Genomic DNA, 19,539 nt, shown 5'->3' with positions numbered 1-19,539 from the left:
GGTCCCGCCCGTGCTGGCCAGCATCGGCTACGCCGTCGCCTACACCGGAGTCGGCATCGCGCTGCTGACCCTCGGGTTCTTCGTCCTCGACCTGCTCACCCCCGGTCACCTGGGCCGGCACATCCACGAGCAGCGCTCGGTCAACGCCGGGCTGGTCCTCGCCGCCGGGTTCCTCGGCCAGGGCGCCGTGGTCTTCGCCGCGATCTGGACGAACGCGACCAGCGGCTTCGGCCCGGCGTTGCTGTGGACCGTCGTGTTCGGGGTGCTGGGCGTCCTGCTGCAGGCGGTGGCTTTCCTCGTGCTCGACCTCATCACCCCCGGCCGGCTGGGCCAGCACGTCACCGAGGTCCCGTTCCACCCGGCCAGCCTGGTGCTCGCGGCGATGCAGCTGGCGGTCGCGGCGATCATCATCGCCTCGATCTGGCCCTGACCCGCGCCGTCCGCTACCGGCCGGTAGGGCCGGGAGGGCGCGGACGTACCGTGTCCCCCGAGCAGTCGGACGGTTGCAGACGGGAAGGAACACGTATGAGCGAGGCAAGCAGCACCGGGTCCCGCGTGGCCATCGTGACCGGCGCCGCCCGCGGTATCGGGGCCGCCACCGCGCTGCGGCTGGCGCAGGACGGGTGCGCGGTGGGCGTGCTGGACCTGGAGGAGTCCGCGGGCAAGGACACCGTGCAGGCCATCGAGGCCGCCGGTGGCCGGGCCCTGGCCGTCGGCGCGGACGTCAGCGACGCCGAGCAGGTCGAGGCCGCGGTCGCCCGGGTCGCCGCCGAGCTCGGTGCGCCGACCGTGCTGGTCAACAACGCCGGGGTCACCCGGGACAACATGCTGTTCAAGATGACCGAGGCGGACTGGGACGTCGTCATGAACGTGCACCTGCGCGGCGCGTTCCTCATGACCCGCGCGGTGCAGAAGCACATGATCGACGCCAAGTGGGGCCGGATCGTCAACCTCTCCAGCGTCTCGGCGCTGGGCAACCGCGGCCAGGCCAACTACTCCACGGCCAAGGCCGGGCTGCAGGGCTTCACCAAGACCCTCGCCATCGAGCTGGGCAAGTTCGGGGTGACCGCCAACGCGATCGCGCCCGGCTTCATCCAGACGGACATGACCAAGGCGACCGCCGAGCGGATCGGCATCCCGTTCGAGGACTTCATCGCCGGCGCCGCCAAGGAGATCCCGGTGCAGCGGGTGGGCCAGCCCGAGGACATCGCCCACCTGGTGTCCTTCTTCGTCAGCGAGGGTGCCGGCTTCGTCTCCGGCCAGGTGGTCTACGCCGCGGGCGGCCCGAAGGCCTGACCCGGCCCGCAGCCCGCTGTCGATCATGGGGTTGTCGCACGCGGACACGCCGCTCCCGGCGTGATCGCGTGCGACAACCCCATGATCATCTCCGGGCGGGGGGCGTGGCCGGCGCGCCCGGGCGGGCAGCCACGTCTCCGCGAGGTCCACGGCCCGGTCGTGGCAGGCGGCGGCGGCGCCGTCAGGAGGTCCCGGGCAGCCGCTCCGCGAGCAGCTCGGCGAGGTGGACGCCGCGGCGGCCGGCGAGCTGGTCGAGCTGGGTCCGGCAGGAGAACCCGTCGGCGAGCACGACCGCGTCCGGTCCGGCCTCCCGGACCGCGGGCAGCAGCTGCTGCTCGGCGATCGCCACGGACACCTCGTGGTGGCCGCGCTCCACGCCCCAGTTGCCGGCCAGCCCGCAGCAGCCGCCCAGCCGGCGCACCGCGGCGCCGGCCCCGCGCAGCAGCCGCTCGTCGGCCGCCCAGCCCAGGACCGCGTGGTGGTGGCAGTGCGGCTGGGCCACCACCTCCACCCCGGCCAGGGACGGCGGCGTGAAGCCCGGCGTCTCCCGGAGCAGCTCGGCCAGGGTGCGGGTGGCGGCGGCGACCCGTTCCGCGTTGCCTCCCCCGGCCGGCCCCCCGACCAGCTCGAGCGCCTCGCCGCGCAGGACCGCGGTGCACGAGGGCTCCACGCCGACCACCGGGATACCGGCCTCGGCCAGCGGGGCGAGCAGCTCCACCGTGCGTCCGAGGGTGCGGCGCGCGGCGTCGAGCTGGCCGGTGGTGATCCAGGTCAGCCCGCAGCAGGCCTCGGCCGGCGGCACCAGCACCCGGTAGCCGGCCGCCTCGAGGACGGCGACGGTGGCCTCGGCGACCTCGGGGGCGAAATGGTCGGTGAAGGAGTCCACCCACAGCGCCACCGGCCGCCCGCCCTCCACCGGGGCTCGGCCGTGCCATCGCTGCCGGAAGGTCTGCTCGGCGAAGGCCGGGAGGCTGCGACGCCGGTCCACCCCGGCACCCCACCGGGCCAGCCGGCCGCCGAGCCGAGAGGCCATCACCGCGTTGACCAGCCGGGGTGCCCGGGCGGCCAGGTCGGCCCACCGGGGCAGCCGGCCCAGGGTGTAGTGCGAGCGCGGCCGCAGCCGGCGCCGGTAGCTCTGGTGCAGCACCTCGGCCTTGTAGGCGGCCATGTCCACGCCGGTCGGGCAGTCCCGCGAGCAGCCCTTGCAGGACAGGCACAGGTCCAGGGCGGCGTGCACCTCCGGCGAGCGCCAGTCCCGCACCGGACCGCCGGGGGCGAGCATCTCCTGCAGCACCCGCGCGCGGCCGCGGGTGGTGTCCTTCTCCTCCCGCGTCGCCGGCCAGGACGGGCACATCACCCCGCCGCTGCCGAGGTCGGCCCGGCACTTGCCGACGCCGGTGCAGCGGTGCACCGCCGCGCTGAAGTCCCCGCCGTCGTGGCGGTAGGCCAGCGCCAGCCCCTCGGTGAGGCGGGGGGCGGCGGCCACCCGGATGTCGTCGTCGATCCGTGCCGGGTGCACCAGGACCCCGGGGTTGAGCAGGTCGCCGGGGTCGAAGAGCCCCTTCACCCGCTCGAACAGCCCCAGGGCCTCGGGGGAGTACATGTGCGGCAGCAGCTCGCTGCGGGCCCGCCCGTCGCCGTGCTCCCCGGAGATCGACCCGCCGAAGCGGGCCACCAGCGCGGCCGCGTCGGTGACGAAGGCGCGGTAGGCGCCGCGCCCCCGGTCCTCGCCGCGCCCGAAGGGGAAGTCGATCCGGACGTGCACGCAGCCGTCGCCGAAGTGCCCGTAGGGGACCCCCTGCAGGCCGTGCTCGGTCAGCAGCGCCTCGAAGCCGCGCAGGTAGGCGCCCAGATGCTCGACGGGCACGGCGGCGTCCTCCCAGCCGGCGTGGGCGGGGCGGCCGTCGGAGGTGCGGGCGGCCAGCCCCGCGCCGTCCTCGCGGATCCGCCAGATCGCCGCCGCGTCGGCCGGGTCGGTGACCACCAGGGTGTCCAGCGCGCCGGCGTCGGCCACCACCTTCTGCGCCGCGTCGGCCACCTCGGCCGCGCTCGCGCCGGTGAGCTCGACGATCAGCCACCCCTCGCCGCGCGGCAGGTCGGGCACGACCGCCGCCGGGACGTCGCGCAGCCGCTGCACGATCCGCTGGTCCAGGCCCTCGCAGGCGGTGGGCCGGTGCCGCAGCAGGGTGGGGGTCGCGTCGGCGGCGTCGGCCATCGACGGGTAGCCGAGCACGACCAGCCCGCGGTGCGGGGCGTCCGCGACCAGCCGCACGGTCGCGCCGCGCACCAGGACCAGGGTCCCCTCGCTGCCGACCAGCGCCTTGGCGACGTCGAAGCCGCGCTCGGGTAGCAGGTGCTCCAGCGAGTAGCCCGACACCTGCCGGCCGAAGCGACCGAACTCGGTGCGGAGCAGCGCGAGCTCGCCCGCCACCAGTCGCTGCAGCTCCCCGAGCACCCCGGCCGCCCCTGTGGCCACTGTGGCCGCCGGATCCTGGGCCCGTGTGGCCACGGAGGCCGTCGGCGAGGTGAGGGTCAGCCGGTCGCCGGCGCCGGTGGTGACGTCGAGGCCGACCACGTTGTCCGACGTCCGGCCGTAGCCCAGGGCCCGCGAGCCGCAGGCGTTGTTGCCGATCATCCCGCCGACCGTGCACCGGTTGTGGGTGCTCGGGTCGGGGCCGAACCGCAGCCCGTGCGGCTGGGCGGCCGCCTGCAGCGCCGCCTGCACGACGCCGGGGTCGACGGTCGCCGTCCGCGCCTCGGGGTCGATGTTCCGGACCCGGGCGAGGTGCCGGCTGGTGTCGACGACGACGCCGGGGCCGACCGCGTTCCCCGCGATCGAGGTGCCCGCCCCGCGGGCGGTGAGCGGCACCGCCAGTTCGCGGCACACGGCCAGCACCGCGTCCAGCTCGTCGGGGTGCCGCGGCCGCACCACGGCGCGCGGGAGCACCCGGTACAGCGAGCCGTCGGAGGAGTACAGCGCCCGAGCCAGCCCCGAGCCGTCCACGTCGGCCACCCCGGCGCGGCGCAGGGCGGCGAGCAGGTCGGCGTCGGAGAGATCGGGCCCGGTTCCCGAGGGGCTGCTCACCCGGCCAGTCTCTGCCCGCGGGCCGGGCAGCGGCGACCGGGGTCAGTTCCAGTGCGCGGCGGGGTCCTCGGGCAGGTGGGTGCGGGCCCACAGCGCGGCCGAGGTCCGGTCCCGCACCCCGATGCGTTGGAACACGCTGGTCAGGTGTGCCTTCACCGTCCCCTCGCGGATGCCGAGGGCCCGGGCGATCTGCTTGTTGGCCAGCCCGCGGCCGACCAGCGCGAGCACCTCCTGCTCCCGCTCGGTGAGGTCTGCCAGCCGGGCCGGACCGCGCCGCGCGTGCAGCACGGTGCGGGCCACCCGGGGATCCAGCGGTGAGTACCCGCGGGCCGTGGAGCGGATCGCGGCCAGCAGGTCGGCCGGCTCGGTGTCCTTGAGCACGTAGCCGCCGGCCCCGGCGTCGAGGGCCTCCATGACGCGCTGCTGGTCGGAGAAGGAGGTGAGCACGAGCACCTCCACGTGCGGGTGCTCCGCGGCGATGCGCCGGGTGGCCGCGACGCCGTCCATGACCGGCATGGACAGGTCCATCAGCACCACGTGCGGGGACAGCCGGGTGACCGCGGCGAGGGCCTCGGCGCCGTCGGCGGCGGTGCCCACCACCCGCATGTCGTCGGTGGCGTCGATCAGACCGGACAGCCCCGTCCGCATGAGCGCATGGTCGTCGACCACCAGGACGTCGATCACGACCACGGCACCTCCAGCCGGAGGCTGGTGCCCGCTCCGGGTGCGGTGCGCACCGCGAGGAAGGCGCCCTCGGTGGCAGCCAGGTCGCCGAGCAGCCGCAGGCCCAGGTGGTGGTCGGCGCTGCGCCTGGGCGCGGCGAGGTCGAACCCGACGCCGTCGTCGGTGACCTCCAGGACCAGGCCCGCCGCGGTCTGCTCGACGGTGACGTCGACGCTGCGCGCACCGGCGTGCTTGACGACGTTGCGCAGTGCCTCCTGGACCGTCCGCAGCACCACGGAGGCGGCCGCGGGGGGCGGATCGAGGTCGTCGTCGACGTGCAGACGGACCTCGATCCCGCGGGGTCGCAGGCGGCCGGCCAGGTCGGCGAGGGCCATCGGCAGCCCGGCCTGCTCGAGGGTCGCCGGATAGATCTCCACCAGCAGGGAGCGCAGCGAGCCGACGGACTCCCGCAGCGCCCCCGCGGCCTGCCCGAGGCCCTCCCCGACCTGGCGTGCGCCGGCCGCGCGCAACTGGTCGGCGGCCCGCGCCACGAGCAGCGCCGAGGCCGAGACGTCCTGCACGATCCCGTCGTGCAGGCTGCCGGCGATCAGCCGGCGCTCCTCGGTGGAGGCGTCCAGCGCGCGGGCCTGCAGCTGCTCCCGCTCGCGCTGGGTGGCCCGCAGCTGGGTGGCCATGCGGTGGCCCAGCGGCAGCTGGACCGCGACGAGGATGAGCACGACCGCCACCAGGATCGGCGCGAACCCCCACCAGATCTCCCGCTGCCGGGCCGTGGCCTGCTCGTAGGGCGTGTAGGTCTCCAGCAGCAGCGGCTGGCTCGCCGGCCCGTCGATCTGCCGGTAGACCTCCAGCAGCCGGCCTTCCGAGCGCTCGAACCGGTTCTCGGGGCGGCTCAGATCACTGACCTCCGCCCGGGTGACGCCGTCCCGGAGGGCCCGCCGGTCCTCGGCGTCCAACTGGTACGGCTGGCCGATCAGCGCCGCCTCGTCGGAGTAGACGATCCGGCCGTCGGCCGTCCAGATCTTGACCCGGATGACGCCCGCCTCGGCCAGCCGCTCGCCGAGCGAGGTGTCGAACGCGGCCAGGGCCGCCGGGTCACCGGCCATCACCCGCTCATCGAGGGTCGGCTCGACCAGCAGGGTGGCCAGCAGGTCGGTGGTGTGGCGGGCGTCGGCGAGGGCCTCGTTCTCGGCTGCTTCGATGCTGGCCCACACCCCGCCGGCCAGCAGCAGCAGCACGGCGACCAGGTTGGCCGCGACGAAGCGGCTGACGACCTGGCGCACCGACGGCGACCGGCGGCGCGAGCGGCCCGCGCTCGCACCGTCGACGAGGACGACCCACTCGGGCCCGCCGTCTCCCGGCGCGCGCTGCCCGGCGGTCGCCGTTCGCTCCGCGGTCCGCACGGTGTCCGTGGTCATCGCCCACCCCCGCCTGCGCCGACGACGCACCCGACACCCCATCCGGACCCCAGCGGCACCGGCCTGCCCGGGAGTTGTGCCACTCCGGAGGTGGGGAGCGCAAGGGGACGGAGGTCTTACGACCTCATCCGGTGACCCTCTGCCACAGCCACTGGAGCCGGCCGCCGCCCGGGTCGCCGTCGGGCAACCCGGCCACCGCCTGGCGCCCGGCGCTGCTCAGCGCGGCCGCCCGGTCGGGATCGTCGAGCAGGCCGGCGACCGCCAGGGCGAGGGCGACCGGGTCCTCCGGCGGCACGAGCAGTCCGGTCTCGCCGTGCCGCAGGACGTGCGGGGCCACCGCGCGCGTGGCCACCACCGGGCGGGCGCAGGCCAGGGCGTGCCGCAGCACGGGCAGGAGTGCGCCCTGCCCGTCGTGGTCGTTGCTGCCGGCGACGTCCGCCCGGTGGGGGAGGACCAGCATCGCGCTGCGCTGCACCACCGCCCGCACGGCCGGCCAGGGCTGCGGTCCGCGGAAGTGCACCCTCTCGGCCAGCCCCATCTCCTCGGCGGTGCGGCGCAGCACCCGGCCGAGCGGCCCGCCGCCGACGATCTCCAGGGCGAGCCCGGGCCGGTCGTCGACGAGGAGGCCGAAGGCGGTGAGCAGGATGTCGACCCCGCCTGCCGGGACCAGCCGGGAGACGCACACCAGCGGGCGTCCGGCAGGCGCTGGTGCCCTGGTGGCCATGGGTTGCTCCCTCGTACCGGTCCCGTTCACGGGCGGTAGTCGACCAGCGGCCCGGTCGAGCGCGCATCTGGACGGGCGACGTAGGACCTCCCCGGACGCACCGGAGTGGATCCGTCCGCGTCACGCCGACGGATCCACTCCGGTGCGCGGCCTCATTCGGTCGGCGGCTCGTCCTTGCCCTCCTCCTCGAGCCGGTCGGCCTCCTCCTTGGTCTTGTGCACCGCGCCGTCGGCGTGCTCCGGCGGGCCGTAGACGGTGTAGAGGACCAGCGGGTTGGGCCCGGTGTTGACGAAGTTGTGCTTGAGCCCGGCCGGGACGACGACCAGGTCGCCCTGGGCCACGTTCTTCTCCGAGCCCGAGACGATCGCCTTCCCGGTGCCGCTGACGAAGGTGAGGATCTGGTCGGTGTCCTCGTGCACCTCCTCGCCGATCTCGCCGCCCGGCGGGATGGTCATGATGACCAGTTGGGTGTGCTGGCCGGTCCACAGGACGCGGCGGAAGTCGGCGGACTTCTCGGCCTCGGTGGCGATGGTGAAGTGGATGACGGACGCCATGGACGGCGCTCCTCTCGTCGGGCGGATCAGCTGCGTCCGGGCGAGGGGCAGGCGACCGGACGGACGCCGTCCCTTCTGCCCGTCTGCCCCGGCGCTTACTCGTCGTGGAGCGAGAAAATGATCACTCCGGGTGAACGGGTGAGGCGGTTCACCCGTCGGCCCGGAACAATCCGGGCCCGGCAGGTGTCGCAACCGGGGTGACGACCCCGACCGCTGCCCGCCCCACGGCCCGCGCCTACGTCGTCTGGCTCGTGGCGCTCGCCGCCTACGCCGTCGCCGTCTTCCACCGCGGCTCCCTGGGGGTGGCGGGGGTGCAGGCGCAGGAGCGGTTCTCGGCGGGCGCCTCGGCGGTCTCGCTGTTCCTCGTCCTCCAGCTGGCCGTCTACGCCGCCCTGCAGGTGCCCGTGGGGGTGGCCCTGGACCGGTTCGGCTCCCGGCGGCTGATCCTCGCGGGCGCGCTGACCATGGCTGCCGGGCAGGCGCTGCTCGCGCTCGCCACCGACGTGCCCACCGCAGCCGCGGCGCGGGTGCTGGTCGGCGCCGGGGACGCGATGACCTTCGTCAGCGTGCTGCGGGTGATCGGCTTCTGGTTCCCCGGGCGCACGGTCCCGCTGATCACCCAGCTGACCGGCATGCTCGGCCAGCTGGGGCAGGTGGTGGCGGCCTACCCGCTGGTCGCGCTGCTGCACGGCACCTCCTGGGAGCGGACGTTCCTCGGGGCCGCGGCGGTCGGCGTCCTGGTCGCCGTCCTCGTGCTGGTGGCCCTGCGCGACGCCCCGGCCGGCACGGAGCCGGCCGCGCCGGCCGGGCTGGCCGCCGTCCGGCGCAGCCTGACCCTCACCTGGCAGGAGCCGGGCACCCGGATCGGGCTGTACACCCACCTGGTCACCCAGTTCTCCGGCACGGCGTTCGCCCTGCTCTGGGGCTACCCGTTCCTGGTGGTCGGCCAGGGGCTCAGCCCCGCGGCGGCGGCCTCCCTGCTCACCGTCCTGGTCGTGGTCGCGATCCTGGTCGGCCCATTGCTGGGCCGGCTGTGCGGCCGCTGGCCGCTGCGCCGCTCGGTCCTGGTCTTCGCCATCCTCGGGGCGACCGCGGGGGTGTGGACGGTGGTCCTGCTGTGGCCGGGGCGGGCGCCGCTGCCGCTGCTGGTGCTGCTGGTCGTCGTCCTCGGCACCAACGGGCCGGGCTCGATGATCGGCTTCGACTTCGCCCGCACGTGGAACCCCGCCGAGCGGCAGGGGAGCGCCAGCGGCGTGGTGAACGTCGGCGGCTTCCTGGCCTCGCTGCTCACGATCCTCGCCATCGGGGCGGTGCTGGACGTGCTCACCCCCGGCGCGTCCACGGACTACTCGCTGGACGCCTTCCGCGCCGCCTTCGCGGTGCAGTACGTCTTCTGGGCCGTAGGGCTGGTCGGCGTGCTGCGGCACCGGCGCGAGCTGCGCGCCCGGCTGGCCGGCGACGGCGTCGTCCTGACGCCCCTGCGGGTCGCCGTCGGCGCCCGCCTGCGGGGTTCCGCCGACCACTGACGCGGTCGGAGTAACGAACGGTAGCCGTTCCGGTACCTGGGGGCGGGGTACGCCGGGAGGCCTCCGCACCCGCTCCCGGAGGGGCTGCCGGGGCGGCCGGGTCTGGCAATCTCGCCTTCCTCAGCAGTTGCCGAACTGGCCGGGCGCCCGGACCGGGGCGAGCAGTGCGGAGGAGCGGGCGCCGGTCCCGAGGGAGACCCACATGTTCCGACGCAGCGAGGGCGTGGTCGTCGATGGCTCCCGGCAGCAGGACGCGCCGGCGACCGCGCCGGGGGCCGAGATCCGGTTCCGCCGTCCCAATCTCGCCGGTGACCTGGAGAGCATGCTCGATCCCGGCCCGATCTTCCGGTCCGCGCTGCGCGGCTACGACCGGCTGCAGGTGGACAACTACGTCTCCTGGGTGGAGATCGAGCTGCGGGCGGTCCGCCGCGAGAACGACGACCTGCTGAACCGCTACGGGGCCTCCTCGGCCGAGCTGGAGATCTCCCGGCGCCTGCTGGCCTGCTCGCCGGAGGGGCGCGAGCTGGTCCGGACCTCCCAGCGGGTGGGGGAGATCCTCCGGCTGGCCGCCGACGAGGCCGCCGGGCTCACCCAGGCCGGCGCCGCCGAGGCCGACCGGGTGCGCGCGAAGGCGCGGGCCGAGGCCGACGGCGTGCTGCGCCGGGCGCACGAGATCAAGACCGCCGCGGTCGCGGAGAGCATGCGGCTCGGCGAGGAGGTGGAGCAGACCCGGGAGGAGTTGGCCACGGAGGTGCAGCAGGCCCGCGACACCGCGGCGGCCCACCTGCAGCAGGCCCGCGTGGAGGCCGACCGGGTGCTGGCCGCCGCCGCCGCAGAGCGGGCCCGGCTCGCCCAGGAGGCCGCCGCCGAGCGGGCCCGGCTCGCCCAGGAGGCCGCCGCCGAGAGGGCCCGCGCCGCCACTGCCGCAGCCGACCAGCTGGCCGAGCTCGAGGCCCGCACCCGCAGCGCGCTCGCGGAGGAATGCGCCGGCCGGGTGGCCGCGGCCCAGGCCGAGGTCGATGCCCTGCACCGCCGGCGCGAGGAGGCGCGGGCGGCCCTGCGGCGGCTGACCGGCCAGATCGACGCGGCACTGCGCGACCTCACCACGGTCCTCGCCGACGAGCTCGGGGACGACGAGGAGCCGCAGCTCGCCAGCTGATCCCGGTGGCGGGCGAGCCGGGGCGTCAGGCGCCGCGGAGCAGGTCCTCGAACGAGGGCACGTCCTCGAACGGGTCCACCGGGCGGACAGCGGCCGGCCGGCCGGCGACCAGGCCGGCCAGCTCCCCGGCGGCGCGGTCGATCCGACCGGCCAGCGCCCGGTCGATCCCGTCGCCGCCGGCCCAGTCCTCCGTCGCGGCGAAGACCCCGGTCGGGACCGGGACCGCCCGCAGGTAGGCGAACAGCGGCCGCAGCGCGTGGTCGATCACCAGGGAGTGCCGGGCGGTGCCCGCGGTGGCGCCGAGCAGCACCGGCGTGCCGGTGAGGGAGTCCTTGTCCAGGACGTCGAAGAACGTCTTGAACAACCCGCTGTAGGAGGCGGAGAACACCGGGGTGACCGCGATCAGCGCGTCGGCGCCCACGACGGTGTCGACGGAGCTGCGCAGCGCGGCGTTGGCGAAGCCGGTGACCAGGTTGTCGGCGAGGTCGCGGGCGTGCTCGCGCAGCTCCACGACCTCCACCGTCGCGTCGTCCCCCCGGTCGCGGAGGGCGGCGACGGTGGCGGAGGTCAGCCGGTCGGCCAGCAGCCGGCTGGTCGACGGGGTGCCCAACCCGGCGCTGACGACGGCCAGGGTGCGGGTGCTCATCGGGCGTCGACCTCCTGGGGAGCCGCGGACGCGGTGCGGGCCGCGACGCGCGCGGCGTGGGTGGGGGCGTCCGGCACGTGCGCGGGCTTGAGCGCGGCGAACTCCTTCCGGAGCACCGGCACGACCTCCTCGCCGAGGATGTCCAGCTGCTCGAGCACGGTCGTCAGCGGCAGGCCGGCGTGGTCGATGAGGAACAGCTGCCGCTGGTAGTCCCCGACGTAGTCCCGGAAGCCGAGGGTGCGCTCGATGACCTGCTGGGGCGAGCCGACGGTCAGCGGGGTCTCCCGGGTGAACTCCTCCAGCGACGGGCCGTGCCCGTAGACGGGGGCGTTGTCGAAGTAGGGCCGGAACTCGTTGACGGCGTCCTGGCTGTTCTTGCGCATGAAGACCTGCCCGCCCAGGCCGACGATGGCCTGGTCGGCGGCGCCGTGGCCGTGGTGCTCGAAGCGGCGGCGGTAGAACTCGACCATCCGGGCGGTGTGCTCGGCCGGCCAGAAGATGTGGTTGTGGAAGAACCCGTCGCCGTAGTAGGCGGCCTGCTCGGCGATCTGCGGGGAGCGGATCGAGCCGTGCCAGACGAACGGCGGCACGCCGTCCAGCGGCCGCGGGGTGGAGGTGAAGCCCTGCAGCGGCGTGCGGAACTGCCCGGACCAGTCGACGACGTCCTCGGTCCACAGCCGGCGCAGCAGCGCGTAGTTCTCCACCGCGAGCGGGATGCCGTTGCGGATGTCCTGCCCGAACCACGGGTAGACCGGCCCGGTGTTGCCGCGGCCCATCATCAGGTCGACCCGGCCGCCGGCCAGGTGCTGCAGCATCGCGTAGTCCTCGGCGATCTTCACCGGGTCGTTGGTGGTGATCAGCGTGGTCGCCGTCGACAGCTGCAGGGTCTGCGTCTGCGCGGCGATGAAGCCGAGCGTGGTGGTGGGGGAGGAGGAGAAGAACGGCGGGTTGTGGTGCTCGCCCAGGGCGAAGACGTCCAGCCCGACCTCCTCGGCCTTCTTCGCGATCGTGAGGATCGCCTGGATCCGCTCGGCCTCGCTGGGCGTGCGGCCGGTCGTGGGGTCGGTCGTGATGTCGCTGACCGTGAAGATGCCGAACTGCATGTCCGTCTCCGGTTGCTAGTTGAGAGTGCAACTACTGGCCACTGCAACACCGGCTCTCTCGCCGCTATGCCCGGCTGCCGGCTCCTACCCTCGGTCACCCCGCCCCGGCCGCCGGTAGGGGCGCCCGGCGCGTCGCTACCGGGCAGGTGAGTACCGGCCCCGTCCCCGTGTCGGGGCCACTAGCTTCGCCCCCTCAGCCGAGCCCCGTGAGACCAGGGGGTGCCGCCGATGGCCGGTCGCCGGCGTACCGATCGCCCGCAGCCGCCCGCGCCCCCGCACCCGGCCGCGGCCCGGGACTCCGCCACGATGCCGGCCGCGCCCGCCACCGACGGCCCGCTCCCCGCGGGCTGATCCGTCCCGTCAACGCAGATCGGAGAGTGGCGACATGCCAGACGTGGTGTTCACGGTCGACCAGGCCAAGTCGATGCGGGACCAGGCGGTACCCGGTCACAACCGGTGGCACCCCGACGTCCCCGTCGCCACGATGGTGCGCCCCGGGCAGACGCTCCGGGTCGAGTGCCGGGAGTGGACCGACGGCCAGATCGGCAACAACGACTCGGCCAACGACGTCCGCGACGTCGACCTGACCCGGGCGCACATGCTCAGCGGGCCGATCGGGGTCGAGGGTGCGGAGCCCGGCGACCTGCTGGTCGTCGACATCCTCGACCTGGGCCCGGTCCAGCCGCCGCAGGAGTACGGCGACGCGCCCGGCCAGGGCTGGGGCTACACCGGGATCTTCGCCAAGGTCAACGGTGGCGGCTTCCTGACCGACTACTTCCCCGACGCCTACAAGGCGATCTGGGACTTCCAGGGCCAGTTCGCGACGTCCCGCCACATCCCGGGAGTCCGGTACGCCGGCATCACCCACCCGGGGCTGTTCGGGACGGCGCCGTCGGCCGAGCTGCTCGCCCGGTGGAACGCCCGGGAGCGGGCGCTCATCGATACCGACCCGGACCGGGTGCCGCCGCTGGCCCTGCCGCCGCTGGAGGACCAGGCCCTCGGCGGGACGGCGAGCGGGGACGTCGCCCAGGGCATCGCCCGGGACGGCGCCCGCACGGTGCCGGCCCGCGAGAACGGCGGCAACCACGACATCAAGAACTTCTCGCGTGGTTCACGGGTCTTCTACCCGGTGCACGTCAGGGACGCGAAGCTCTCCGGCGGCGACCTGCACTTCAGCCAGGGCGACGGCGAGATCACCTTCTGCGGCGCCATCGAGATGGGCGGGTTCATCGACTTCCACGTCGACCTGATCAAGGGCGGCATGGAGACCTACGGGGTGACCACCAACCCGGTGTTCATGCCGGGCATCGTGGAGCCGCGCTACTCGGAGTTCCTGACGTTCATCGGGGTCTCGGTGGACCACGACACCGACACGAACTACTACCTGGACGCCACGGTGGCCTACCGGCGGGCGTGCCTGAACGCCGTCGAGTACCTGAAGAAGTTCGGCTACTCGGGGGAGCAGGCCTACCTGCTGCTCGGCTCGGCGCCGATCGAGGGGCGGGTCAGCGGCGTGGTCGACATCCCGAATGCCTGCTGCTCGCTCTACCTGCCGACGGCGATCTTCGACTTCGACATCCGGCCGTCGGCGTCCGGACCGGTCCGGGCCGACAGGGGGCAGTGCGCGGTCACCTCGTGACGCTCACCCGCGAGTGATCCGTGCGGACGGGCCCGGGCGCTGTTTCCTGGTGGCCGGGCCCGTCCCGTCGTGACCGTCGGCCGGGCCGTGACGACGACCGGTCCGCCGCAGTTCCAGCACGACGGCTCTGCTCCACGACCGTCGGTCGCGTCCCGCCCCTCGACCTCGCAGGGACGGCACGCCCAGCACACTTCGATCCGGGAATCCACGGATCGTCTCCTCGGGGTGGATCCAGTGGCTCCCGGGGTACTCAGGTTGCCGCAGAGTCCCTACCCACCGCGCGCCGTTTACCCACCCGAGTCCGGGGATGACCCAGGGTCACCCGGTGGCGGTCGGTGCACCCCTGGAGCGGCCCGATGACCGAGCAGCGCCCCTCGACCGAGCGCGCGCCGATCGAGCCGCATGCCGCCCGCGACCGGTTCGGGAAGACCGCGTTGCGCACCGCCGCCGCCATCTCCGGCGCGCTCGCCGGCCCCGAGGGGGGCGAGGACCCGGTCGTCCTCCGGACCGACCGGCCGCACGTCAGCATCGCCGGGCTGCGGGCCCTTCTCGACGAGGCCCTGCGCGACGAGGACGACGCTGTCGGCCGTTCTGGTTCCGATTCATAGCCGGACGGCCGGACGGCGGCCCTCATCCGGCGGTGGCGACGCGAGTCACCCCACAAATCTTCAGCCAGAGATTGTCACGGCTGTGTAACGACCCCTACGGTGTGAGGCGTCCGGCCGGTCGTCACTCCCCGCTCGGGGAGCCTGGCCGGACGCCGCCGAGTCAGGTCCACCCCGCGTGGAGCTGAGCCGGGGACCCACCGAAGTACTGGGGTGAATCCTGCCCGCCGAGCCTCGCTCGGCGGCCGGGTAGGGCGCCTTCCCGCCCGAATCCGTCAGCTAACCCGGTAGGCGGCCACGGAAGAAACGGAGAGCCTCCGCATGCCCCGCACACGGGCCCTGGCCGCACGCTGCGACAGCCGACCACGCGCACCACGCGCCTTCTTCCCGGGTCGCTGATCCCGCCTGCCGCCGCCGCGCCGTCCGGTCCGGACGCCGCCGCCACCCCGTAGACCCGCCGCCGTCGCAGGCTGCCCTCCGCACGGGAGGGGGCCGGTTCGCGCGCGCCCTCTCGCTCCGGAGCACCCCACCCGATGACGCACCGCCCGCAGTTCTCCCGCCCGCTCGAGGACGGCCAGACCGCCCCTGACCTCGAGCTCCCCGCCGGCGACAGCACGGCCGAGCTCGACACCGCGGCCGCCCCCGACGCCGACGCCGACGCCGAGGCGGCCCCGGCCGGCCGTCGCCGGCTGCGGCTGCCGGCCAGGGGCCGCCGCCCGGCGATCCTGCTGGCCGCGGCCGCCGCCGGTGCCCTCGTGGTCAACGTCCTCGTCAGCGGCCAACCCGCAGCCGAGGCCGAGCCGGTCAGCGCCTCCACCAGCGTCGCCGAGCAGCTCGGCATCACCACCGAGTCCGCCGCCGGCGACGACCTCGCCGCGCTCGAGCAGCTGGCCGCGTCCCGCAGCGAGCGCGACGCCGCGCAGGCCAGTGCCGCCGAGGCCCAGGCCGCCGCCGACCAGGCCGAGCTGGACCGCCAGGCCGCCGAGCGTGCCGCCGCGGAGAAGGCTGCCGCGGAGAAGGCCGCCGCCGAGCAGGCGGCTGCGGAGGCCGCCGCGGCCGAGGCCGCGCGCGCTGCCGAGGCCGAGCGGGCCGCCGCCGAGCAGGCCGCTGCCGCGCCGCCCCCGGCCGCCCCCGCCGCCCGGGGCTCCTTCAAGGAGTACGCGATGAGCCAGGTGGGCGCCCAGCAGTTCGGCTGCCTGGAGAACCTGTGGGGCAAGGAGAGCGGGTGGAACCCGAACGCCCAGAACCGCACCAGCACCGCCTACGGCATCCCGCAGTTCCTCGACTCCACGTGGGCGAGCACCGGGATCGCGAAGACCTCCGACGGCTACCGGCAGATCGACGCGGGGCTCATCTACATCGAGAGCCGCTACGGCAGCCCCTGCGCGGCCTGGGCGCACTCGCAGGCCAAGAACTGGTACTAGGCCCCCTCCACACGCCGACCGGCGCCGGGCCCCTCTCGGGGGTCCGGCGCCGGACGCGTTCGCGGGGTGCTGGACTGCAGGTGTGAGTTCCCGCGTCATCCCCGCCTGGTTCGTCCGCGCCCACACCCAGGTCGGCCGGCCGTCCTCCGTGCCCGAGGTGCGGCTGCACGTCGCCCAGGACGTCGTCGCGCTCTGGGAGGCGATGGAGGCCGAGCGCGGCGGTGCGGGCGAGGCGCCGCCCTTCTGGGCCGCGGCCTGGCCGGGCGGGCAGGCGCTGGCCCGGTACGTCCTGGACGAGCCGGCCGCGGTCGCCGGGCGCAGCGTGCTGGACCTGGGCTCGGGCAGCGGCCTGGTGGCGATCGCCGCGGTGCGGGCCGGGGCCAGGAGTGTGCTGGCCAGCGACGTCGACCCGTTCAGCCGGACGGCGATCGGCGTCAACGCCGGGCTCAACGGCGTCCCCGGGATCAGCGTGACCGGGGACGTCCTGGGGCGGGACCTGCCCGGCGTCGAGGTGATCCTGGCCGGCGACGTCTGCTACGACCGGGAGATGACCGAGCGGTTGCTGCCCTTCCTCGAGCGGGCCCGCGCCCGCGGCTGCGCGGTCTACCTCGGCGACCCGGGGCGGATGTACCTGCCGCACGACCGGCTGACCGCCGTGGCCCGCTACGAGATCCCGGAGACCGAGGGCCCGGGGTTGCGGCCCACGACGGTCTGGCGGCTGCCCTGATCGACAGGGCCCCGACCGTGGCGCCCCGCCGCCCGGCGCCTCCGTGGCCGGCGTCCCCGCCGATCGCGGACGCCGCAACCGCCGCCCTGGCCGTCGGTCTGAGGCGCGGGGTCACCTCGCGTGGCCGGCGGCGTTCCACATGTCGAGGATCGCGTCGATCCGGTCCCGGCACTCCTCGACGCGCCGCCGGGTCGCGGGGGTGTCCCGGGACCGGCACACCGCCTCGGCATCGGCCAGCTCGACGCACGCGGCCCGGAAGTCGGACGCCATGGCCTCGCCGGGGCTCTCGCTGAGCAGCATCACCGCCGCCTCCAGGCTGGTCCGGGCGGTCACGCGGGTGGCCGCGGCTTGAGCACTCCGCCCCCTCCAGGGTGCGCGCTCGGCCGCCATATGCACAGGGCCCACGCCACGACCCGGAGGCCGACCGGGCGCAGGGAGCGCGGCCCGGGTGCAGGAACGGGACACTGGGCAGCGGTCGAGCGAGCGAGGAGGAGCCGCATGAGTGAGCCCGAGGACGGCCGCCGGGAGCCGGGGTCCGGGCGGGTCGCCCGCTCGGTCGAGGAGTTCGTCAGCCAGCTGCGCGCGTTCACCGACCGGGCGCGGGGGCTCGCCGGGAGCGCGGTCCCGTTCTCGCTGCCCCGGCTGCCCTCGCCGCCGGGGGCGCTGTCGGCCGCCCAGCTGCGGGCGATCGACCAGGCGGTGCGTGGCCAGCGGCAGCAGATCGCGGCCATGATCGCCCAGCTGCAGGCCTTCGACGAGCAGCTGGCGGTCTTCGAGCGGATCCTCGACCCGCTGGTCGAGTGGAGCGCCACCTGGGCGCGGCTGGAGGAGTCGGTCGCCGACCTCGTCCGCGGCCCGGTCGACGGTCCCGACCCGAAGAGCTGAGCTCAGCGCTGGTCGCGGCGCAGCGGGTGGTCCGCCGGCACCTCCACCACGACGATGCGGATGCCGTCGGGGTCGGCCACCCACATCTCGACCAGCCCCCACGGCTCCCGGTGCGGCTCGCGGAGCACCGGCACCCCGGCGGCCCGCAGCCGGTCGTGCTCGGCGGCGACGTCGCGCACCTGGAGCCACAGCGCGAGCCCCTGCGGCGGCGCGCCGTCCCCGCCGGAGATCTCGAGCAGGCCGTTGCCGAGGAAGAACACCACCCCCGGGTGCTCGGGGGGGCCGAACTCGCGGTACACCGCCAGCCCCAGGACGTCGCGGTAGAAGGCCTGCGACCGCTCCGGGTCCTCCGGGCGCAGCAGGATCCGGCTGCTCAGCACGTCCATTCCGGCATCATGCGGGGTGGACGACCACCCCGGCAGGCCAGGCAGGAGGACGCCGTGATCGGCCAGCGTGTCGAGTACAAGGTGATCGAGCTCCGGGAGGGGCTCCTCGGGGGGAAGATGTCCGGTGAGAAGCTGGAGAAGGTGCTCAACGACCACGCCCGCGAGGGGTGGCAGCTGAAGGCGGTCACGTCGGTCGACGTGAAGGGGCGCATCGGCCCCGGCAGCGTCGAGGGCGTGCTGGTCACCCTGGAGCGCCCGATCGCCTGAAGCCACCCCCGGAGGACGCCGGTGCCCGACGACGACCACCTCCGCTCCGGGTTGCGCGCCGACTGCGCCCGGTGCGCGGGGCTGTGCTGCGTGGCCCCGGCGTTCGCCGCGTCGGCCGACTTCGCCGTCGACAAGCCCGCGGGCCGGCCGTGCGGCAACCTGCAGCCGGACTTCCGCTGCGGCATCCACGCCGACCTGCGCGACCGCGGCTTCCCCGGCTGCACCGTGTTCGACTGCTTCGGGGCCGGCCAGCAGACCGTGCAGCACACCTTCGGCGGGCGGGACTGGCGCAGCTCGCCGGAGCTCGCCGCGCCCATGTTCGCGGCCTTCGGGGTGCTCCGGCAGCTGCACGAGCTGCTGTGGTACCTGACCGAGGCGCTGACCCTGCCCGCGGCCGCCCCGCTGCACGCCGAGCTGCGCGCCGCCCGGGACCGCACGCAGCGGCTGGCCGACGCCGGGCCCGACGAGCTGGCCGCCGTCGACACCGCGCTGCTGCGGCAGGAGGCCGGCGCGCTGCTGCTGTCGGTCAGCGAGCTGGTCCGCTCCGGCCTGCCGGGCCGGGCCCGGGACCGGCGGGGCGCGGACCTGATGGGCGCCGACCTGCGCGGCGCGAACCTGCGGGGCGCCGGCCTGCGCGGCGCCTACCTCATCGGCGCCGATCTGCGCGGTGCCGACCTGCGGACCGCGGACCTGCTCGGTGCCGACCTGCGGGCCGCCGACCTGCGCGGGACGGACCTGACCGGCGTCCTCTTCCTCACCCGGCCGCAGCTGGCCGCCGCCCGGGGCGACGGCAGCACCCGGATCCCGGCCGCGCTGGACCGGCCGGCGCACTGGACGGCGGCCGCGCCGCCGGCGGCGCCCCGGCGCCGGCGACGGTGACCCGGGCCGACCCCGAGGACGCCGTCCGCTGGCTGGACCGGCACCGGGGCGGAGCGGCCCCGGGCGACGTCCTCGCCTTCTTCGACCGGCTGCCCGCCGTCGGCCCGGCCTCCCTGATCGGCCGCTGGCGCGGCGCCGAGCTACCCACGGGGTCCCCGCTCGACGGGCTGCTGACCGCCCACCGCTGGCACGGCAAGGAGGTCGTGGACGCCGAGACGGTCCACCCGCTGCTGTTCCCCGACCGGGCCGGCGTGCCGCGGCCGGTGCAGCCGGCGTTCGTGCCGCTGTCGGTCCTGCGTTTCCTGCCGCAGTCGGCCCGCAGTGCCCCGGCCCGGGTCGCGTTCGCCGCGGCGCGGCCGCTGCTGCGCACCCGGCGGTCGGCGGCGCGGCTGCGCGTCGTGGAGCACCGCGGGGTGGCGACGGCGGCGCTGGTCTACGACCGGCTGCCGGTCATCGACGTGTTCCGGCAGGTCGGCCCGGGGCTGCTGCTCGGGCTCATGGACCTGCGGGGCCTGGGCGCCCCGTTCTTCTTCGT

20 protein-coding genes, 1 pseudogene and 1 riboswitch are annotated in these 19,539 nt (G+C 75.3%); of the genes and pseudogenes, 12 read left to right on the top strand and 9 right to left on the bottom strand.

The genetic code is table 11. The features are described from left to right. Positions 1-10 precede the first annotated feature (10 nt). On the top strand, positions 11-430 hold the full coding sequence (locus tag BMZ50_RS11170) for a DUF350 domain-containing protein (protein ID WP_091324292.1): 420 nt from the start codon (positions 11-13) through the stop codon (positions 428-430). Positions 431-525: 95 nt separating this feature from the next. Beyond that, positions 526-1,296, top strand: a complete 771-nt coding sequence (fabG, locus tag BMZ50_RS11165; protein WP_091324290.1) for a 3-oxoacyl-ACP reductase FabG — start codon at positions 526-528, stop codon at positions 1,294-1,296. Between the two features lie 181 nt (positions 1,297-1,477). Here the strand turns inward: fabG and BMZ50_RS11160 are convergent, their stop codons facing one another. The 5 genes from BMZ50_RS11160 to BMZ50_RS11140 all read right to left on the bottom strand — a co-directional run bounded on the left by BMZ50_RS11160 (position 1,478) and on the right by BMZ50_RS11140 (position 7,758). Then, positions 1,478-4,381: an FAD-binding and (Fe-S)-binding domain-containing protein gene (locus BMZ50_RS11160; protein ID WP_091324287.1), complete on the bottom strand. Its 2,904-nt coding sequence runs from the start codon at positions 4,379-4,381 to the stop codon at positions 1,478-1,480. A gap of 42 nt (positions 4,382-4,423) precedes the next feature. Continuing rightward, on the bottom strand, positions 4,424-5,065 hold the full coding sequence (locus BMZ50_RS11155) for a response regulator (protein WP_091324777.1): 642 nt from the start codon (positions 5,063-5,065) through the stop codon (positions 4,424-4,426). After that, positions 5,062-6,480, bottom strand: a complete 1,419-nt coding sequence (locus BMZ50_RS11150) for a sensor histidine kinase (protein ID WP_177212755.1) — start codon at positions 6,478-6,480, stop codon at positions 5,062-5,064. The genes BMZ50_RS11155 and BMZ50_RS11150 overlap by 4 nt, the downstream gene beginning before the upstream one ends. 124 nt (positions 6,481-6,604) lie before the next feature. Next, positions 6,605-7,204: a glycosyltransferase gene (locus BMZ50_RS11145; RefSeq protein WP_091324282.1), complete on the bottom strand. Its 600-nt coding sequence runs from the start codon at positions 7,202-7,204 to the stop codon at positions 6,605-6,607. A 152-nt stretch (positions 7,205-7,356) separates the two neighbouring features. Beyond that, positions 7,357-7,758, bottom strand: a complete 402-nt coding sequence (locus tag BMZ50_RS11140) for a cupin domain-containing protein (protein ID WP_091324280.1) — start codon at positions 7,756-7,758, stop codon at positions 7,357-7,359. 197 nt (positions 7,759-7,955) lie between these two features. On the opposite strand from BMZ50_RS11140, the gene BMZ50_RS11135 reads away from it, so the two are divergent. Both BMZ50_RS11135 and BMZ50_RS11130 read left to right on the top strand, forming a co-directional pair. After that, positions 7,956-9,284, top strand: a complete 1,329-nt coding sequence (locus BMZ50_RS11135) for an MFS transporter (RefSeq protein ID WP_091324277.1) — start codon at positions 7,956-7,958, stop codon at positions 9,282-9,284. Positions 9,285-9,486: 202 nt separating this feature from the next. After that, entirely contained in the window at positions 9,487-10,443 is a 957-nt protein-coding gene (locus BMZ50_RS11130; protein WP_091324275.1) for a hypothetical protein, read from the top strand. A 25-nt stretch (positions 10,444-10,468) separates the two neighbouring features. Here BMZ50_RS11130 and BMZ50_RS11125 read toward each other — a convergent pair whose 3' ends face one another. Next, positions 10,469-11,089: an FMN reductase gene (locus tag BMZ50_RS11125; protein WP_091324272.1), complete on the bottom strand. Its 621-nt coding sequence runs from the start codon at positions 11,087-11,089 to the stop codon at positions 10,469-10,471. Then, complete coding sequence (locus BMZ50_RS11120) at positions 11,086-12,192, bottom strand: LLM class flavin-dependent oxidoreductase (RefSeq protein ID WP_091324270.1); 1,107 nt, start codon at positions 12,190-12,192, stop codon at positions 11,086-11,088. Before BMZ50_RS11120 ends, BMZ50_RS11125 begins: the two co-directional genes overlap by 4 nt. A 385-nt stretch (positions 12,193-12,577) precedes the next feature. Here BMZ50_RS11120 and fmdA point away from each other — a divergent pair, with 385 nt between their 5' ends. From fmdA to BMZ50_RS11100, 4 genes are all read left to right on the top strand, one after another. Next, positions 12,578-13,831 carry a formamidase gene (gene fmdA / locus BMZ50_RS11115; RefSeq protein WP_091324268.1) on the top strand — a complete coding sequence of 418 codons (1,254 nt, stop codon included), beginning with the start codon at positions 12,578-12,580 and terminating at the stop codon, positions 13,829-13,831. 356 nt (positions 13,832-14,187) lie between these two features. Further along, positions 14,188-14,439 (top strand): hypothetical protein, encoded by a 252-nt coding sequence (locus tag BMZ50_RS11110; protein WP_091324266.1) that lies wholly within the window; start codon positions 14,188-14,190, stop codon positions 14,437-14,439. Between the two features lie 143 nt (positions 14,440-14,582). Continuing rightward, positions 14,583-14,745: riboswitch (cyclic di-AMP (ydaO/yuaA leader) on the top strand. A 224-nt stretch (positions 14,746-14,969) separates the two neighbouring features. Further along, a complete protein-coding gene (locus BMZ50_RS11105; protein WP_245753564.1) occupies positions 14,970-15,860 on the top strand; it encodes an aggregation-promoting factor C-terminal-like domain-containing protein in 891 nt (296 codons plus the stop codon). Positions 15,861-15,942: 82 nt separating this feature from the next. Then, a complete protein-coding gene (locus tag BMZ50_RS11100; protein WP_091324264.1) occupies positions 15,943-16,587 on the top strand; it encodes a class I SAM-dependent methyltransferase in 645 nt (214 codons plus the stop codon). Between the two features lie 111 nt (positions 16,588-16,698). On the opposite strand, the gene BMZ50_RS11095 is transcribed toward BMZ50_RS11100, so the two are convergent. Continuing rightward, entirely contained in the window at positions 16,699-16,920 is a 222-nt protein-coding gene (locus tag BMZ50_RS11095; RefSeq protein ID WP_091324262.1) for a hypothetical protein, read from the bottom strand. Between the two features lie 165 nt (positions 16,921-17,085). Between BMZ50_RS11095 and BMZ50_RS11090 the strand changes: the two genes are divergently transcribed. Next, positions 17,086-17,472, top strand: coding sequence for a hypothetical protein (locus BMZ50_RS11090; protein ID WP_091324260.1), 387 nt, complete (start codon positions 17,086-17,088; stop codon positions 17,470-17,472). Positions 17,473-17,474: 2 nt separating this feature from the next. Here the strand turns inward: BMZ50_RS11090 and BMZ50_RS11085 are convergent, their stop codons facing one another. Further along, entirely contained in the window at positions 17,475-17,858 is a 384-nt protein-coding gene (locus BMZ50_RS11085) for a VOC family protein (protein WP_091324258.1), read from the bottom strand. Positions 17,859-17,912: 54 nt separating this feature from the next. Here BMZ50_RS11085 and BMZ50_RS11080 point away from each other — a divergent pair, with 54 nt between their 5' ends. From BMZ50_RS11080 to BMZ50_RS11070, 3 genes and pseudogenes are all read left to right on the top strand, one after another. Further along, a complete protein-coding gene (locus BMZ50_RS11080) occupies positions 17,913-18,125 on the top strand; it encodes a DUF4177 domain-containing protein (protein ID WP_245753563.1) in 213 nt (70 codons plus the stop codon). Positions 18,126-18,146: 21 nt separating this feature from the next. Then, positions 18,147-19,004, top strand: coding sequence for a pentapeptide repeat-containing protein (locus tag BMZ50_RS11075; RefSeq protein ID WP_091324254.1), 858 nt, complete (start codon positions 18,147-18,149; stop codon positions 19,002-19,004). Beyond that, positions 19,001-19,534 (top strand): annotated as a pseudogene (locus BMZ50_RS11070) (GXWXG domain-containing protein); the annotation flags it as partial. The gene BMZ50_RS11075 and the pseudogene BMZ50_RS11070, both read left to right, overlap by 4 nt. Positions 19,535-19,539 lie beyond the last annotated feature (5 nt).

This window comes from Geodermatophilus ruber (genome assembly GCF_900114385.1).
In the GTDB taxonomy this organism is placed as follows: domain Bacteria; phylum Actinomycetota; class Actinomycetes; order Mycobacteriales; family Geodermatophilaceae; genus Geodermatophilus; species Geodermatophilus ruber.
This window is presented reverse-complemented; position numbering and strand designations above follow the sequence as displayed.

Bases quoted from the DNA above. Each gene is read 5' to 3' on its own strand.
- fabG (WP_091324290.1), top strand. From the start codon at position 526: ATGAGCGAGGCAAGCAGCACCGGGTCCCGCGTGGCCATCGTGACCGGC.
- BMZ50_RS11150 (WP_177212755.1), bottom strand. From the start codon at position 6,480: ATGACCACGGACACCGTGCGGACCGCGGAGCGAACGGCGACCGCCGGG.
- BMZ50_RS11145 (WP_091324282.1), bottom strand. From the start codon at position 7,204: ATGGCCACCAGGGCACCAGCGCCTGCCGGACGCCCGCTGGTGTGCGTC.
- BMZ50_RS11140 (WP_091324280.1), bottom strand. From the start codon at position 7,758: ATGGCGTCCGTCATCCACTTCACCATCGCCACCGAGGCCGAGAAGTCC.
- BMZ50_RS11130 (WP_091324275.1), top strand. From the start codon at position 9,487: ATGTTCCGACGCAGCGAGGGCGTGGTCGTCGATGGCTCCCGGCAGCAG.
- BMZ50_RS11125 (WP_091324272.1), bottom strand. From the start codon at position 11,089: ATGAGCACCCGCACCCTGGCCGTCGTCAGCGCCGGGTTGGGCACCCCG.
- BMZ50_RS11120 (WP_091324270.1), bottom strand. From the start codon at position 12,192: ATGCAGTTCGGCATCTTCACGGTCAGCGACATCACGACCGACCCCACG.
- fmdA (WP_091324268.1), top strand. From the start codon at position 12,578: ATGCCAGACGTGGTGTTCACGGTCGACCAGGCCAAGTCGATGCGGGAC.
- BMZ50_RS11110 (WP_091324266.1), top strand. From the start codon at position 14,188: ATGACCGAGCAGCGCCCCTCGACCGAGCGCGCGCCGATCGAGCCGCAT.
- BMZ50_RS11105 (WP_245753564.1), top strand. From the start codon at position 14,970: ATGACGCACCGCCCGCAGTTCTCCCGCCCGCTCGAGGACGGCCAGACC.
- BMZ50_RS11090 (WP_091324260.1), top strand. From the start codon at position 17,086: ATGAGTGAGCCCGAGGACGGCCGCCGGGAGCCGGGGTCCGGGCGGGTC.
- BMZ50_RS11085 (WP_091324258.1), bottom strand. From the start codon at position 17,858: ATGGACGTGCTGAGCAGCCGGATCCTGCTGCGCCCGGAGGACCCGGAG.